The organism is Microbacterium sp. GW821-FHT01D02 (assembly GCF_059422585.1).
Genome location: NZ_JBWKXB010000003.1, coordinates 345421 through 361553, shown reverse-complemented (window position 1 = coordinate 361553; position 16133 = coordinate 345421). Strand labels below are relative to the sequence as shown.

General features: G+C 69.7%; 11 protein-coding genes. 6 read left to right on the top strand and 5 right to left on the bottom strand.

All coding sequences use genetic code 11. The features are described from left to right. Positions 1-49: 49 nt before the first annotated feature. The 3 genes from AC07VM_RS15240 to AC07VM_RS15230 all read left to right on the top strand — a co-directional run bounded on the left by AC07VM_RS15240 (position 50) and on the right by AC07VM_RS15230 (position 4057). Positions 50-1255 (top strand): thiolase family protein, encoded by a 1206-nt coding sequence (locus AC07VM_RS15240; RefSeq protein ID WP_267414676.1) that lies wholly within the window; start codon positions 50-52, stop codon positions 1253-1255. 8 nt (positions 1256-1263) lie between these two features. Further along, entirely contained in the window at positions 1264-3408 is a 2145-nt protein-coding gene (locus AC07VM_RS15235; protein ID WP_494912400.1) for a 3-hydroxyacyl-CoA dehydrogenase NAD-binding domain-containing protein, read from the top strand. A 97-nt stretch (positions 3409-3505) separates the two neighbouring features. Further along, positions 3506-4057 carry a hypothetical protein gene (locus AC07VM_RS15230; protein WP_494912046.1) on the top strand — a complete coding sequence of 184 codons (552 nt, stop codon included), beginning with the start codon at positions 3506-3508 and terminating at the stop codon, positions 4055-4057. Here AC07VM_RS15230 and AC07VM_RS15225 read toward each other — a convergent pair. Genes AC07VM_RS15225 through AC07VM_RS15215 form a run of 3 tightly spaced genes read right to left on the bottom strand, consistent with a single transcriptional unit; the run spans position 4042 to position 8195 of the window. After that, positions 4042-5673, bottom strand: coding sequence for a GMC oxidoreductase (locus AC07VM_RS15225; protein WP_494912044.1), 1632 nt, complete (start codon positions 5671-5673; stop codon positions 4042-4044). The two genes, AC07VM_RS15230 and AC07VM_RS15225, sit on opposite strands and share 16 nt — an antisense overlap. After that, the gene (locus AC07VM_RS15220) at positions 5666-6571 is read right to left on the bottom strand and encodes a YegS/Rv2252/BmrU family lipid kinase (protein WP_494912042.1); all 906 of its coding nucleotides are present in this window, start codon (positions 6569-6571) and stop codon (positions 5666-5668) included. The genes AC07VM_RS15225 and AC07VM_RS15220 overlap by 8 nt, the downstream gene beginning before the upstream one ends. Position 6572: 1 nt before the next feature. Then, entirely contained in the window at positions 6573-8195 is a 1623-nt protein-coding gene (locus AC07VM_RS15215; protein WP_494912041.1) for an FAD-binding oxidoreductase, read from the bottom strand. 20 nt (positions 8196-8215) lie between these two features. On the opposite strand from AC07VM_RS15215, the gene AC07VM_RS15210 reads away from it, so the two are divergent. From AC07VM_RS15210 to AC07VM_RS15200, 3 genes are all read left to right on the top strand, one after another. Beyond that, the gene (locus AC07VM_RS15210; RefSeq protein ID WP_494912040.1) at positions 8216-8794 is read left to right on the top strand and encodes a TetR/AcrR family transcriptional regulator; all 579 of its coding nucleotides are present in this window, start codon (positions 8216-8218) and stop codon (positions 8792-8794) included. Further along, positions 8791-10242 carry a glycerol-3-phosphate dehydrogenase/oxidase gene (locus tag AC07VM_RS15205; RefSeq protein ID WP_494912039.1) on the top strand — a complete coding sequence of 484 codons (1452 nt, stop codon included), beginning with the start codon at positions 8791-8793 and terminating at the stop codon, positions 10240-10242. The genes AC07VM_RS15210 and AC07VM_RS15205 overlap by 4 nt, the downstream gene beginning before the upstream one ends. A 140-nt stretch (positions 10243-10382) precedes the next feature. Further along, the gene (locus AC07VM_RS15200; RefSeq protein WP_267414690.1) at positions 10383-11078 is read left to right on the top strand and encodes an SPFH domain-containing protein; all 696 of its coding nucleotides are present in this window, start codon (positions 10383-10385) and stop codon (positions 11076-11078) included. Between the two features lie 24 nt (positions 11079-11102). On the opposite strand, the gene dxs is transcribed toward AC07VM_RS15200, so the two are convergent. Both dxs and AC07VM_RS15190 read right to left on the bottom strand, forming a co-directional pair. Beyond that, positions 11103-13043, bottom strand: a complete 1941-nt coding sequence (gene dxs, locus AC07VM_RS15195) for a 1-deoxy-D-xylulose-5-phosphate synthase (RefSeq protein ID WP_494912038.1) — start codon at positions 13041-13043, stop codon at positions 11103-11105. Positions 13044-13211: 168 nt separating this feature from the next. Further along, entirely contained in the window at positions 13212-16046 is a 2835-nt protein-coding gene (locus tag AC07VM_RS15190; protein WP_494912037.1) for an aconitate hydratase, read from the bottom strand. Positions 16047-16133 lie beyond the last annotated feature (87 nt).

The window sequence follows — 16133 nt, the reverse complement described above, 5'->3', positions numbered from 1 at the left end:
CGTTTCGCGTGCTTCATAGACTGAGGCCACGCACTAACTTGGAGGCAGAGTGGCCGAGATCTCGGACGTCTTCTTCGTCGATGGAGTACGCACGCCTTTCGGGCGTGCCGGCGAAAAGGGCATGTACTGGAACACCCGCGCTGATGACCTCGCCGTCAAGGCGACCATCGGCCTGATGGAGCGGAACGCGGCCGTCCCGGCCGACCGCATCGACGACGTGGCGATCGCCGCGACGAGCCAGACCGGCGACCAGGGGCTGACGCTCGGCCGCTCGGTGGCGATCCTCGCCGGCCTACCGCAGACCGTGCCCGGCCTCGCCGTCGAGCGCATGTGCGCCGGCGCGATGACGAGCGTCACCACCATGGGCGCCTCGATCGGCGTCGGCATGTACGACTTCGCCCTCGCCGGCGGCGTCGAGCACATGGGACACCACCCGATCGGCGCCAACGCCGACCCGAACCCGCGATTCGTCGCCGAGAAGATGGTCGACCCCGGCGCGCTCAACATGGGCGTCACGGCCGAGCGCATCTTCGATCGCTTCCCGCACCTCACCAAGGAGCGGTCCGACCGCTTCGGCATGCTGAGCCAGCACAAGGTGCAGGCGGCGTACGACGCCGGCAAGATCCAGCCCGACCTCGTGTCGGTCGCCACCAAGGGCGCCGACGGCGCCTGGGGTCTCGCCACCGAGGATGAGGGTCGTCGCCCGCAGACCACGATGGAGGACCTCGCGGCTCTCAAGACGCCGTTCCGTCCGCACGGCCGCGTCACCGCCGGGACCTCCTCCCCCCTCACCGATGGCGCGACGATGTCGCTGCTCGCCGGCGGCGGGGCCGTGAAGGAGTTCGGCCTCGCGCCGAAGATGCGCATGGTGTCGTTCGCCTTCGCCGGTGTGCAGCCGGAGATCATGGGCATCGGCCCGATCCCGTCGACCGAGAAGGCCCTCAAGAAGGCCGGTCTCACGATCGCCGACATCGGACTGTTCGAGCTGAACGAGGCGTTCGCCATCCAGGTGATCTCGCTGCTCGATCACTTCGGCATCGCCGACGACGACCCCCGCGTCAACCAGTGGGGCGGCGCGATCGCGCTCGGCCACCCGCTCGCCGCGTCCGGCGTGCGTCTGATGATCCAGCTCGCCGCGCAGTTCGCTGAGCGCCCCGACGTCCGCTACGGCCTGACCGCCATGTGCGTCGGACTCGGCCAGGGCGGGTCGGTCATCTGGGAGAACCCGCACTACGACGGCAAGAAGAAGAAGTGAGCGCGAACGTGACGAACTACGACGACATCGACTTCTCCCCCATCCAGGCGCTCACCGAGGGCGAGGTCATCACGCAGTCGCCCGTGCGCGACATCCGCCTCGCCTCAGGCAGGGTCCTCGCCCTGATCACGCTCGACAACGGTCGTGACCACACGCGTCCGAACACGCTCGGGCCGGCGACGCTGACTCAGCTCGGCGAGACGCTCGACGGGCTCAAGGCACGGGCGGCCGCCGGTGAGATCCAGGCCGTCGGCATCACCGGCAAGCAGTACATCCTCGCCGCCGGCGCCGATCTCTCCGACATCAGCAAGGTCGGCTCGCGCGACAACGCACGCCTGATCGCGCAGCTCGGCCACAAGGTGCTCGGCAAGCTCGGCGACCTCGGTGTGCCGTCGTTCGCCTTCGTGAACGGCCTCGCCCTCGGTGGCGGCCTGGAGATCGCGCTGAACTCCAGCTACCGCACGGTCGACTCCTCCGCCGCCGCGGTCGCCCTGCCCGAGGTCTTCCTCGGCATCATCCCGGGCTGGGGAGGCGCGTACCTGCTGCCGAACCTGATCGGCATCGAGAACGCCCTCGAGGTGGTCATCTCGAACCCGCTCAAGCAGAACCGGATGCTGAAGCCGCAGCAGGCGTTCGACCTCGGCATCTTCGACGCGATCTTCCCGGCCGCGAACTACCTCGAGAACTCGCTGGCGTGGGCCGACGCGGTGCTCGGCGGCAAGAAGGTCGAGCGCAAGAACGAGCCGGGCAAGATCGAGCGCCTCACCAAGTGGCCGATCGCCATCAAGATGGCGCGCGGCATGCTCGAGTCGAAGATCGGCACGATGCCGAAGTCGCCGTACGCGGCGCTCGAGCTGCTCGACAAGGCGAAGAGCGGGACCAAGGCGGAGGGTTTCGCCCGCGAGGACGAGGCCCTGGCGGAGCTCGTCACGGGTGACCAGTTCGCCGCGTCGATGTACGCGTTCGATCTGGTGCAGAAGCGGGCCAAGCGACCTGTCGGCGCACCCGACAAGGAGCTCGCGAAGAAGGTCACGAAGGTCGGCATCATCGGCGCAGGGCTCATGGCGAGCCAGTTCGCCCTCCTCTTCGTGCGCAAGCTCCAGGTGCCCGTGCTCATCACCGACCTGGACCAGGCACGCGTCGACAAGGGCGTCGCCTACATCCACGAGGAGATCGGCAAGCTCGAGGCCAAGGGCCGTCTGGACTCCGACTCGGCGAACAAGCTCCGTGCGCTCGTCACCGGCACGACCGACAAGAGCCTCTACGCGGACTGCGACTTCGTGATCGAGGCCGTGTTCGAAGAGGTCGGCGTCAAGCAGCAGGTGTTCGGCGAGATCGAGAAGATCATCGCCGACGACGCGATCCTCGCGACGAACACCTCGTCGCTCTCGGTCGAGGAGATCGGGTCGAAGCTCGCCCACCCCGAGCGACTGGTCGGATTCCACTTCTTCAACCCGGTCGCGGTGATGCCGCTGATCGAGATCGTGAAGACGCCGGCCACCGCCGATGCCGCGCTCTCGACGGCCTTCGTCGTCGCGAAGAACCTGGGCAAGAACGCGGTGCTCACCGCCGACGCCCCCGGGTTCGTCGTGAACCGTCTGCTCGCGAAGGTCATGGGCGAGGCCGCCCGCGCGGTCTACGAGGGCACGCCGATCGCCGACGTGGAGAAGGCCTTCGGCCCGCTCGGTCTGCCGATGGGACCGTTCCAGCTGATCGACCTGGTCGGCTGGAAGGTTGCGGCGCACGTGCAGGACACGATGGTGCACGCCTTCCCCGAGCGGTTCTACGCCAACGAGAACTTCCACGCTCTGGCCGAGCTCGACGCGGTCGTGGAGAAGGACAAGGGCGGACGCGTCGTCGGCTGGAGCAAGCAGGCGGAGAAGGTGCTCAAGCCCGCTGTGGGCAAGACGCCGGCAACGGCTGCGACGATCCTCCAGCGCGTGCAGGACGGTCTGGCTCAGGAGATCAAGCTGATGCTCGATGAGGGGGTCGTGCCTGAGGTCGAGGACATCGACCTGTGCCTCATCCTCGGCGCCGGCTGGCCGTTCATCGACGGCGGGGCCTCGCCCTACCTCGACCGTGAGGGTGCGTCCGAGCGCGCATTCGGCGGCTCGTTCCACACCCCGCAGATCCGCGGTGTCGAGAGCCGCTGATCGCGGAGATCAACACGCGAAGCGCCCCATCGGATTCCCCGCGGATCCGATGGGGCGCTTCGTCGTCCGCCGGGCCGGGAGGCCCTAGCCTGGATCGATGACCTCTCGTCCGTCTCCGCGCACCGCGGAGCAGCCGATGGCCTTCCGCGGGCGCGAGTTCTGGCGCGGCGCACTCGCGACCTGGATCACGTTCAACCTGCTGTTCCTCGTGGTGACGACGGTCGTCCTCACGATCATGTCGCGCTCACTGCAGGGCATCTTCTCGATCCTGGTCCTCGTCGCCTGGTTCCAGCTGGTCTTCGTCGTGGCCGTCTCCGTCCTGGCGACCGTCGTCGGCGGCGCGGCGGCGTACGTGCTGGGCCGATTCCTGCGGACCGTGGCGAGCATCCGCCGACACCTCGTCGCCTTCGCGGGGCTCGGTCTCGTCGTCGGCGGTCTGGTCATCGCGATCGGCGGTGTCTGGCCGGGGACCGAGACCGGAGAGCTCGGGTCCCTGCTGACGCACATCACCGAGCCGTACATCGCGGTGCCGCTCCTGGGCGCGAGCGCCGCCAGCGTCGCCTACGGCTGGTACTGGACCGCGTCACGAGCGCTGGACGAGGACCCTGCACCACAGGCCCAGGTCGCCGAGGCTCAGCTCGCGGACTGAGCCGGTCGAGCGTCGTCCTCACCGCGTCGGGGCCAGTACGACAGCGCCCGCTCTGCGAGTGCGGTGATCGTGAGCGAGGGGTTCACGCCGGGATTCGCGGGCACCGCCGCACCGTCGACGACGTGCAGGCCGGGGTGGCCCCAGACCCGGTGGTACGCGTCGACGACACCGTCCGCGGGTGATGCCGAGATCACGGCGCCGCCGAGGAAGTGCGCGGTGAGCGGGATGCCGAACACCTCCGGCCAGGATCCGCGTGCGGCCGCGAGCACCCCGCCGTCGGCCTCGACCCGCGCGGCGATCGCCGCCGCCGCCGTGTGGGCCTGGGGCAGATAGCTGGGGTTCGGCTCTCCGTGTCCCTGCGCGCTCGTCATCACGAGCCGACCGAAGCGACGGCGCAGCGAGAGGGTGAGCGAGTTGTCCGCCGTCTGCATCACCAGCGCGATGATCCCGCGCTCGCTCCAGCGACGGAGGTTGCCCAGTCGGAACTGTCGCAGCGGGGAGCGGAGCACCTGCGCGACGAGGCTGCGCAGACGCACCCCGAGCGGTCGGTCGCCGGGGACGAGGACAGTCGCCAGCGCACCCATCAGGTTCGATCCCGGGCCATAGCGGACGTTCTCTACGTGCGTGCGGTCATCGATGTGGAACGAGGTCGTGATCGCCACGCCCCGGGCGAGCTGGAGCGACTCCGGGACGCTCGTGGCGACCGCGCCGTCCAACGCCTCGGAGTTGGTGCGCGTGAGACGGCCGACGGACGCCGAGATCCGCGGCAATGCCCCGGACTGCTTCATCCGGTGCAGCAGCTGCTGCGTGCCCCAGGTACCGGCCGCCAGGACCACCTGCCGCGCGGTCACGGTCCTCCGCGCGTGCCGGAACCACGCCCCGCTGCGCTGCGTCGTCACCGCGAACCCACCGCCGGGAAGCTCCCGCACCTCGGTCACCGTGCGCAGTGCCTCGATCGCGACCCCTCGGCGCTCCGCGAGAGCCAGGTAGTTCTTCATGAGCGTGTTCTTCGCGCCGACGCGACAGCCCACCATGCAGTTGCCGCAGAGGGTGCAGCCGGTGCGATCGGGGCCCTCACCGCCGAAGAACGGATCCGGCGTGCGCTCCCCCGGTCTCCCGAACCAGACCCCGACCGGCGCGTGCCGGAACGTCGAGCCGACACCGAGGTCGTCCGCGGCGCCGGCCATGATCCGCTCCACAGGTCCCGTGTGCGGATAGTGCTCGACGACGCCGAGCATCCGCTTCGCCGTGGCGTAGTGCGGTGCCAGCTCGGACTCCCACTCTGCGATGCCCTGCCACTGCGGGTCCTCGAAGAACGCCGTCCCCGGCTGGTACAGCGTGTTCGCGTAGTTGAGCGATCCGCCTCCCACACCGGCACCCGCCAGGATCATCACGTGCGGCAGCCGGTGGATGCGCTGCACGCCATGGCAGCCGAGCGCCGGTGCCCACAGGTACCGGCGGACATTCCAGCTGGTCTTCGCGAAGTCGTCGTCCTCGAAGCGGCGACCCGCCTCGTAGACGCGCACACGGTAGCCCTTCTCCGCCAGCCGCAGAGCCGCCACGGAACCTCCGAAGCCGGAACCCACGATCACGACGTCCTCGTCGAAATCAGTCATCGCTCTCCTTCGGCACCATCATCGTGAGCGCCCCCGGCAGCACCGAGATGGTGCACTCATCCTCGCCGATCCGCTCGCCGTCCGCGTAGACCACGAGGCCCGGGGCCGACACGGTCACCGACCGTGCGCGGCGATGCGCGACCTCACCGCGCGAGAGATGCGTCCCGCGGAGGAGCAGCGGGAAGAGACGCAGCAGACGAAGGCGGCCCAGCGGTGCGACATGGACGATGTCGAGGAGCCCGTCGTCGGGGACGGCCCCGGCGCAGATCGGCATCCCGCCGCCGTAGCTGGAGGTGCTGCCGGCCGCGATCAGCGTGCCCGGCGAGCTCCTGACGGCTTCGCCGTCGACGGAGAGGGTGAAGTCCATCGGCCGCAGTCGCACGAGCTCGATGAGCAGGGCGAGGTAGTAGCGGGGCGCGCCGTGCGGCCAGCGGAGGCGGTTGGTGCGATCGCTGACCTTCGCGTCGAAGCCCAGCGCCGCGATGGTCAGGAACTTCCGGCTGCCCCTCGCGGTGTCGACCACGCCGACGTCGATCGCCCGCGGCGCACCGGTGAGGGCGAGCTCGGCGGCGGCCCGGGCGTCACCACGCGGGAGTCCCAGGGCACGGGCGAGATCGTTCCCCGTTCCCGCGGCCACCAGGACGACGGGGACGGAGGCGGCGCACACCGTGTCGAGCACGCCCGAGAGCGTGCCGTCACCGCCCACGACCACGAGCACGCGGGGCTCCTCCGCCAGCGCGGTCTCGGCGAGCCGTGCCGTGTCCGCCGCGGAAGCGCCGGCGTAGGTGCGCACCTCGGACCCGCGCTCCCGGAGGAGTCGGACGGCCGCCTCGGCCGCTCGTCCGCCCCGACCCTTGCCGGAGAACGGATTCGCGAGCACGGCGATGTGCTCGGCCACGTCAGCGCGTCCGCTCGACGGAGATCACGGCGCCAGGGTTGAGGATGTCCGCCGGATCGAGTTCGCGTTTGATCGCCCGGAGGATGCGGATGCCGGTGTCGCCGATCTCCTGCTCCAGCCAGGCAGCATGGTCACGGCCGACCGCGTGGTGATGGCTGATGGTGCCGCCGTTCGCGAGGATCGCGTCGTTCACGCGTGACTTGACCGGACCCCACACCGCGAGCGGATCGGCACGGATGCCGGCGAGCACGGTGAAGTACAGCGACGCTCCCGTGGGATAGATGTGCGACACGTGGCACATCACGTACGAGCGGGCCCCGGCCTCAGCGAACCCCTCCTTGAGGGCGGTCTCGACGGTCGCACGTAGCCCGAGCAGGTTCGACCAGGTCGTCGCGGTCTCGAGCGTCTCGCAGAACACTCCGGCGTCCAACAGCGAGTCGCGCAGGTACGGGCCGTCGAAGCGACCCTGCAGCCACTCCTCCGCCGCGCCCTCGCCGGCCGACGTGCCGCCGGCAGCCGACAGCAGCGCACCGGTACGGGCACGACGCTCGGCGATCCCCTCGCCCTCGTACACGGTCACGACACTGGCGCCCTTCGCGAGTGCCTTGCCGATCTTGCCGACCTGAGCCAGACTCACGGCGGTCTCCGCCTCGTCGGACAGACGGATGACGGTGGGTCCGGCGCCCTGCTGCGCCACGCTTCGCAGCCCCGCGGCTCCGGCGGCGAAGTCCGGGAACGACCACGACTCGAACACACGCTCCCGCGGGATCGGATGCACGCGCACGCGCACCTCGGTGATCACGCCGAAGATGCCCTCCGAGCCGAGGAACACCCGGATCAGGTCAGGACCGGCGGCGGAGCCGGGTGAGCGCCCGAGCTCGATGTCGCCGGTCGGCGTCGCGACGCGGATCCCGGTGACCATCGTGTCGAAGCGCCCGTTGCCCGCGGAGTTCTGGCCGGAGGAGCGCGCCGCAGCGAAGCCGCCGATGGTCGCGTACCGGAAGCTCTGCGGGTAGTGACCGAGTTCGAGACCGTGAGCCGCGAGCAGCGACTCGGCCTCCGGTCCCGTGGTGCCGGCCGCGAGCACCGCGTCTCCGCTGATCTCGTCGAGGCGGATCAGCCCGTTCAGGCGGCGCAGGTCGAGGCTCACGACCGCGTGCTGGTCTCCCCTCTCCGGGTCCAGCGCCCCGACGACGCTCGTGCCGCCGCCGAAGGGGATGACCGCGACACCGCGCCGGCCCGCGACGTCGAGACAGGCGCGGACCTCGTCGTGGTTCGCGGGACGGATCACCGCGTCCGGGACGTCCTGATCCCGCTGTCGTCGGCGGAGGAGATCGGGAGTCGAACGTCCGCCGGCATGGCGGATGCGCCCCTCCGCGGTGACATCCACGTACTGCGGGCCGACAGCGTCGCGGAACGCCACGAGATCGTCATCGCTCAGCGTCGAAGGCGTCACCCGCACCTGGGCGAGCTCGACCGCGGGCTCGGGCTTGCGGATGCGTCCGAGCAGCAGGGGCAGCAGCGTGCGCACCGCCAGCGGCAGGCCCTTCGCCTTGTCCGGGTCTCCCCAGCCGTTCCACCTCATCGACGGGTCGGCATCGACCCTGCCATTGTCTTGGCCCATGCGTTACAGTGTGACACATCATGGAAGAACGTCAACCTCTCTGGGACGCCACCCAGGCGCGCATCCTCGACGCCGCCGACACCCTGATCGAACGTCGCGGCGTCCACGGGGTGACGATCGCCGAGCTCGCACGCCGCTCCGAACTCAGCCGCCCCACGATCTACCGCAGCTGGAGCGACGCCGACGACGTGGTCCGCGCTGCACTCCTCCGCCGGGTCGACGGCATCCTGAGCACGTTCTCCGCCGACGCACGCACCCGCACCGCGCTCGTCGACGACGTGCTGCGCTTCACCACGCTCTTCCGCAAGGATCCGCTGTACGCGCGGCTGCTCGACGACGAGCCGGAGGCCTTCACTCGCTACACGCTGCAGCGCGTCGGATCGAGTCAGCGCTTGATCCTGCAATGGCTGGCGACCGCCATCGGCTCCGCGCAGGCGGACGGATCGGTCAGACCGGGGGCACCGCAGGAGATCGCGGTCATGCTGATGCTCATCGCGCAGTCCGCAGTCCTCTCGCACGGCACAGTGGCCGACCTCATCTCCGAGTCCGCGTGGGAGCGGGAGCTGCGCGCCGCGCTCGACGGGCTGCTGCGCCCATGAGCACGCCGTCATCCGCGCTCAACGTCGCGCGTCGGAGGACCGATCTGACCCTCGCCACCGACGAACGGACGGACGTCCTCGTCATCGGCGGGGGAATCACCGGCGCGGGCGTGGCGCTCGACGCCGCCTCTCGCGGCCTCAGCGTGACGCTGATCGAGGCGGAGGACCTCGCCTTCGGCACCAGTCGCTTCAGCTCGAAGCTCGTGCACGGCGGGCTGCGGTACCTCGCGACGGGCGACGTCGCCACCGCGAAGGAGAGTGCGCGGGAGCGGCACCTGCTCATGACGACGATCGCTCCGCACCTGATCCGGCCGCTCGGACAGCTGCTGCCCTTCAGCCGCGGCGTCACGCTGCGCCAGCGGGTGGCGGGCGCAGCCGGCATGGGGCTCGGCGACCTGCTGCGGATGCGGGCGCGCACGCCCCGGGCGGTGCTGCCCGCGCCCCGGATCGTCTCCGCTCGGGTGGCGACCCGGCTGGCGCCCGCCCTCGACTCCCGCGGCCTCCGGGGCGGCATGCTGTCCTACGACGGACAGCTGGTCGACGACGCCCGACTCGTGGCCACGGTGGCACGGACCGCTGCGGCGCGCGGTGCGCGCATCCTCACCAGGGTCCGTGCGGTCGCGCTGCGGGGCGACGGGGCGACCGCCGAGGACGTGCTCACAGGAGAGCGGTTCGAGATCGCCGCCCGCTCCGTGATCAACGCCACCGGGGTGTGGGCCGGCTCGCTCGACGAGGCCATCCGCGTGCGTCCCAGTCGCGGCACCCATATCGTGCTCGACGCCGCCGATCTGGGTTCGCCGACGGCGGCGCTCACCATTCCCCATGAAGGGTCGATCAGTCGCTACGTCTTCGCGCTTCCGCAGGCGCACGGTCGGGTGATCGTCGGTCTCACGGATGAGGACGCCCCGGGAGCCGTGCCCCGTGTGGCGCAGCCGACCGGACCGGAGATCGACTTCCTGCTGCGAAGCCTCAACCGGGTGATCACGACACCGATCCGACGCGATCAGGTGCGCGGCGCGTTCGCCGGCCTGCGCCCTCTCGTCGACAGCGGGTCGGACGCCACGGCCGACGTCTCGCGACGACACCTCGTGGCGGTCTCCGATGCGGGTTTCGTGACGGTGCTCGGCGGGAAGCTGACGACGTATCGGCGGATGGCCGAGGATGCGGTGGATCTCGCCTCGGAGGTGCGTGGACTGCAGGCGGCCCCCAGTCGCACCGCCGCGCTGCGCCTCGTCGACCGCGACGTCCCCACCACGACTGAGGTGCTCGACGACGCGACGGGGCTGACCCGCGCGGAGGTCGAGTTCGCCGTCCGGGTCGAGGGCGCCGTGACGGCTGAGGACGTGCTCGACCGGCGCACCCGCGTCGGGCTCGTCGACGCCGATCGGGACCGGTGTCTTCCGGCCGTCGAGGCGGTCGTCGCGCGCACCCTCGCCGACGTCGGCTGAGCCGGCGACGCCGCCGTTCCGCGTCGCCCCGTATCCACGGCGCGGCGTCCCGGGGAACGACCGGCGAACAGCGCATGAAATCCCCCGGTCGATGCTCTCCTCCGTCGTCCTCGCACGCCATCACCCTGCACAGTGGTGTCATGGACATGCTCTTCACGATGCTGGGCGGCAAGGGGATGTCGGGGCTGCTGAAGACCGGCACGGCGATCCTCACCACTCTCCTGGTCCTCCCCGCGCTGCTCAAGCTCTTCGTCGTCACGGTCGACGAGGGGTGGGCCGCGATCCGGACCCGCAACGGCAAGCCGATCATCCGCAATCGTCCCCAGCGACGCCCGACCAACCGCGGCGGCGCCGTCGGCGAGGTCGTCGTCCTCGACCCCGGGTCGCACGGTGCGTTCCCGCTGTTCTACTGGTACCGCCTCATCGACGTCCGCTGCCGCGCGACCGACCTCCCCGCCCGTGAGATGTCCGGTGCGAGCGGACACCAGCATCGCGTGCACGCGTCGTTCGAGTGGCGCCCCATACCCACCGGTCGGGATCTCCGGGTGTTCGAGCTCGACGTCGTCAACGTCAAGGAACGCGCCTCCAACATCGTCGGCGCGGCGTTGAGAGACGTGATCCGAGGACTCGACGGGACAGAGCTCCCGCACAACGACGAGATCAACACGCGGGTGATCGCCGCCAGCGCCGACGAGGTCCGCCGGGCCTGCGGCGTCGAGCTCGTGCGCGTGATGGTCACCGGAGACGCGCTCACGGATGGCTACCTGCTGTCCACCGCGCTCCGGGACGTGGACCGCGGAGCGCAGGCCGTCGCCGCCCTGCACGCCCTGAACTGACGGCCCGCGCTTCGCGTCCTGCGGTCAGCGCCGCTCGTGCAGCGGGAGCTCGATCGTCCCGGTCTCGCCGGCGTGGCGCGCCTTCGGGATGCGGGTCCCGAGCACCTGCGACACGATGTCCTGGGCGATCTTCGGCGCCGTGAGCCCGGCGTCGGCGAGGATCTGGTCCCGGGAGGCATGGTCGATGAACTCGTCCGGCAGCCCGAGCTCGTCCACGGCCGTGTCGATGCCCGCCTCGCGGAGGACCTGACGCACGCGCGTGCCGATGCCGCCGACGCGGATGCCGTCCTCGAGGGTGATCACGAGGCGGTGGTGCCGGGCCAGCTCGACGATCGACGGCTGCACAGGGATCGCCCAGCGCGGGTCGATCACGGTCGCACCGATCCCCTGCGCGCGGAGCCGATCGGCGACGTCGAGGGCGAGCTCGGCGAACGGACCGATGGCGACGATGAGCACGTCCTCGGACTCACCGCGGGCGAGCACGTCGACCCCGTCGCCCAGACGTTCGATCGCGGGGAGATCGGCGGAGACCTCGCCCTTCGGGAACCGGATGACGGTCGGCGCGTCGTCGACGGCCACGGCCTCCTCCAGCGCCTCGGTCAGGCGTGCGCCGTCCCGAGGAGCGGCGATGCGGATGTGCGGGACGATCTGCAGCATCGCGAGGTCCCACATGCCGTGGTGGCTGGGCCCGTCGGGCCCCGTGACGCCGGCGCGGTCGAGCACGAAGGTGACTCCGGCGCGGTGCAGAGCGACGTCCATCAGCACCTGGTCGAAGGCGCGCCCCATGAACGTGGCGTACAGCGCGACGACGGGGTGCAGGCCGCCGTAGGCCAGTCCCGCGGCGGATGCCACGGCGTGCTGCTCGGCGATACCGACGTCGTAGACCCGATCCGGGAACCGCTCGGCGAACGGCGCGAGTCCGGTCGGACGCAGCATGGCCGCGGTCATCGCGATCACGTCGTTCCGTCGCTCCCCCACCGAGACCAGGGCGTCGGAGAACACGTCCGTCCATCCGCGTCCGCCGGAGGACAGCGTCTCCCCGGTGGTCGGGTCGATCTTGCCGACGGCATGGAACTGGTCGGCCTCGTCGTCGCGGGCCGGCTGGTATCCGCGGCCCTTCTCGGTGATCGTGTGCACGATGACCGGCGCGCCGTAGGACTTCGCGAGCTCCAGCGTCTCGAGGAGCGCCGGGAGGTCGTGCCCGTCGACCGGGCCGAGGTACTTGATGTCGAGGTTGGAGTACAGCGCCTCGTTGTTCGTGAACCGCGAGAGGAAGCCGTGCGTGCCGCCACGGACGCCTCGGAACACCGCACGCCCCACGGGACCGAACGCGCGGAACAGGCGGTCGGAACGCTGGTGGAGGTCCTTGTAGGCCGCCGCGGTGCGCACGCGGTTGAGGTACCGCGACATGCCGCCGATCGTCGGCGCGTAGGAGCGACCGTTGTCGTTGACGACGATGACCAGGTTGCGGTCGTTGTCGTCGGAGATGTTGTTCAGCGCCTCCCAGGTCATCCCGCCCGTCAGCGCGCCATCGCCGACGACGGCGACCACATGGCGGTCCGCACGGCCCGTCGCCGTCAGCGCCCGGGAGATGCCGTCCGCCCAGCTGAGCGAGCTGGAGGCGTGCGACGACTCCACCACATCGTGGTCGCTCTCGCCGCGCTGCGGATAGCCGGCGAGGCCACCACGCACGCGCAGGGCGGAGAAGTCCTGCCGCCCTGTGAGGAGCTTGTGCACGTAGGACTGGTGTCCGGTGTCGAAGATGAAGGGGTCATCCGGGGAGGAGAACACCCGGTGCAGGGCGATCGTCAGCTCGACGACACCCAGGTTGGGGCCGAGGTGGCCACCCGTCCTGGACACGTTCTCGACCAGGAACGTGCGGATCTCCGCAGCGAGCTCGGTCAGCTGGTCGGTCGAGAGTGCATCAAGATCACGGGGTCCTGAGATGCTCGGAAGAATGGGCATCTGCACCTCCTCACAGGCTCCGTCAGAAGCGCCCGACGACGGTGCGAGCGCCCCTCGATCCTACCCCGCCGCGCTCCGAGAGCACGGTGAATCGGCACCCCTTGACATGAAGGGGCGGCACGATGAAGGGGCCCGGATCCGAAGACCCGAGCCCCTTCATCCGTGCGATCAGACCAGCGAACGCAGCACGTACTGCAGGATGCCGCCGTTGCGGTAGTAGTCCGCCTCACCGGGGGTGTCGATGCGGACGACCGCGTCGAACTCGATCGGCTGCTTGCCCTCGGGCGAGTTCTCGCTCGGAGTGGCCGTGACCTTGACGGTCTTCGGCGTCACGCCGTTGTTGAGCTCCTCGAGGCCCGTGATCGAGACGACCTCGGTACCGTCGAGACCCAGCGACTCCCAGCTCTCGCCGGCGGGGAACTGCAGCGGGACGACACCCATGCCGATCAGGTTCGAGCGGTGGATGCGCTCGAAGCTCTCGGTGATGACCGCCTTGACGCCCAGCAGGCTCGTGCCCTTGGCCGCCCAGTCGCGCGACGAGCCGGAGCCGTACTCCTTGCCACCGAAGATGACGAGGGGCGTGCCCTGCTCCTGGTAGTTCATGCTCGCGTCGTAGATGTACGACTGCGGGCCACCGGGCTGCGTGAAGTCGCGGGTGAAGCCACCCTCGACGACCTGTCCGTCGTTGACGGCCGCGACCATCGCGTTCTTGAGACGGATGTTGGCGAAGGTGCCGCGGATCATGACCTCGTGGTTGCCGCGACGCGAGCCGAAGGAGTTGAAGTCCTTGCGGTCGACGCCGTGCTCCGTGAGGTACTGGGCCGCAGGCGTGCCGGCCTTGATGTTTCCGGCGGGCGAGATGTGGTCGGTGGTGACCGAGTCGCCCAGGGTCGCCATGACGCGCGCACCCTCGATGTCCTTCACCGGGGTGAGCTCCATCGTCATGCCCTCGAAGTACGGCGCCTTGCGGACGTAGGTCGAGTTCTCGTCCCACTGGAAGATCGCGTCATCCGGGGTGGGCAGGCTGCGCCAGCGCTCGTCACCGTCGAAGACGGTCGCGTACTGCTTGATGAACTGCTCGCGCGAGATCGACGAGTCGACGAGCTCCTGCACCTCGGCCGGGGTCGGCCAGATGTCCTTCAGGAAGACGTCTTCGCCGTCGGTGCCCTTGCCCAGCGCGTCGTTCTCGAAGTCGAAGTGCATCGATCCGGCCAGCGCGTAGGCGATGACCAGCGGCGGGCTGGCGAGGTAGTTCATCTTCACGTCGGGGCTGATGCGACCCTCGAAGTTGCGGTTTCCCGAGAGGACCGCGGTGACGGCGAGGTCGTGCGAGTTGATCGCCTCCGACACCTCTTCGATCAGCGGGCCCGAGTTGCCGATGCAGATCGTGCAGCCGTAGCCGACGGTGTAGAAGCCGAGGCCCTCGAGGTCCTTGTCGAGACCGGACTTCTCGTAGTAGTCGGTGACGACCTTCGAGCCCGGGCCGAGCGTGGTCTTGACCCACGGCTTCTGCTTCAGGCCCTTCTCGAGTGCCTTGCGTGCGACGAGACCGGCGGCGATCATGACCGACGGGTTCGAGGTGTTGGTGCACGAGGTGATGGCGGCCAGCGTGACGGCGCCGTTGTCGAGGATGTACTTCTCCCCCGACGGCGTCGTGACCGGCACGGGCTTCGAGGCGTTCGCCGGTGCGCCGCTGTTGATGTGCACCGGACGCGTGGTGGGCTCCTCGTCGCCGGGGGTCTGACCGGGGTCGGACGCCGGGAACGAGTGCTTCGACTCGAGGTCGACGATCGAGTCCGAGGTGGACGCGGTCGCGTAGCTCAGGATGTCCTGCTCGAACTGCGACTTCGCCTCGGAGAGGAGGATGCGGTCCTGCGGGCGCTTCGGGCCGGCGATCGACGGCACGACCGTGCCGAGGTCGAGCTCGAGGTACTCGCTGAACGTGGGCTCGTGAGCGGCGTCGTGCCAGAGCTTCTGCTCCTTGGCGTACGACTCGACCAGGGCGACGGCCTCTTCGCTGCGGCCGGTGAGGCGCAGGTAGTCGAGGGTCACGTCGTCGATCGGGAAGATCGCGGCCGTGGAACCGAACTCCGGCGACATGTTGCCGATGGTGGCGCGGTTCGCGAGGGGCACGGATGCGACGCCCTCGCCGTAGAACTCGACGAACTTGCCGACCACACCGTGCTTGCGCAGCTGGTCGGTGATCGTGAGCACGACGTCGGTCGCGGTGACGCCGGCCGGGATCTCGCCCGAGAGCTTGAAGCCGACGACGCGCGGGATGAGCATCGACACGGGCTGGCCGAGCATCGCGGCCTCGGCCTCGATGCCGCCGACGCCCCAGCCCAGCACGCCGAGGCCGTTGACCATCGTGGTGTGCGAGTCGGTGCCGACGCAGGTGTCGGGGTATGCCCGCAGCACACCGTCGACGTCGCGGTCGTAGATGACCTTGGCCAGGTGCTCGATGTTCACCTGGTGGACGATGCCGGTCCCCGGGGGGACGACCTTGAAGTCGCTGAACGCCGTCTGGCCCCAGCGCAGGAACTGGTAGCGCTCGCCGTTGCGCTCGTACTCGATCTCGACGTTGCGCTCGAGGGCGTTCTCCGAACCGAACAGGTCGGCGATGACGGAGTGGTCGATGACCATCTCGGCGGGCGAGAGCGGGTTGATCTTGTTCGCGTCGCCACCCAGAGCCGTGACGGCCTCACGCATGGTGGCGAGGTCGACGATGCAGGGGACGCCGGTGAAGTCCTGCATGACCACGCGGGCCGGCGTGAACTGGATCTCGGTGTTGGGTTCCGCCGCAGCATCCCACGAACCCAGCGCCTCGATCTGCGCCTTCGTCACGTTCGCGCCGTCCTCGGTGCGAAGCAGGTTCTCCAGGAGGACCTTGAGACTGAAGGGGAGCTTCTCGAAACCGGGCACCGTGTCGATGCGGAAGATCTCGTAGTCGGTGCTGCCGACTGTCAGGGTGCTCTTGGCACCGAAGCTGTTCACCGTGGACACGATTCCGTCTCCTTCTATTCGGATGGGAGCGACAGGCGCCTCCATCTTGCTCGCCAGCGAGCCCCTGCGGCTAGCAAGGCGGACCTA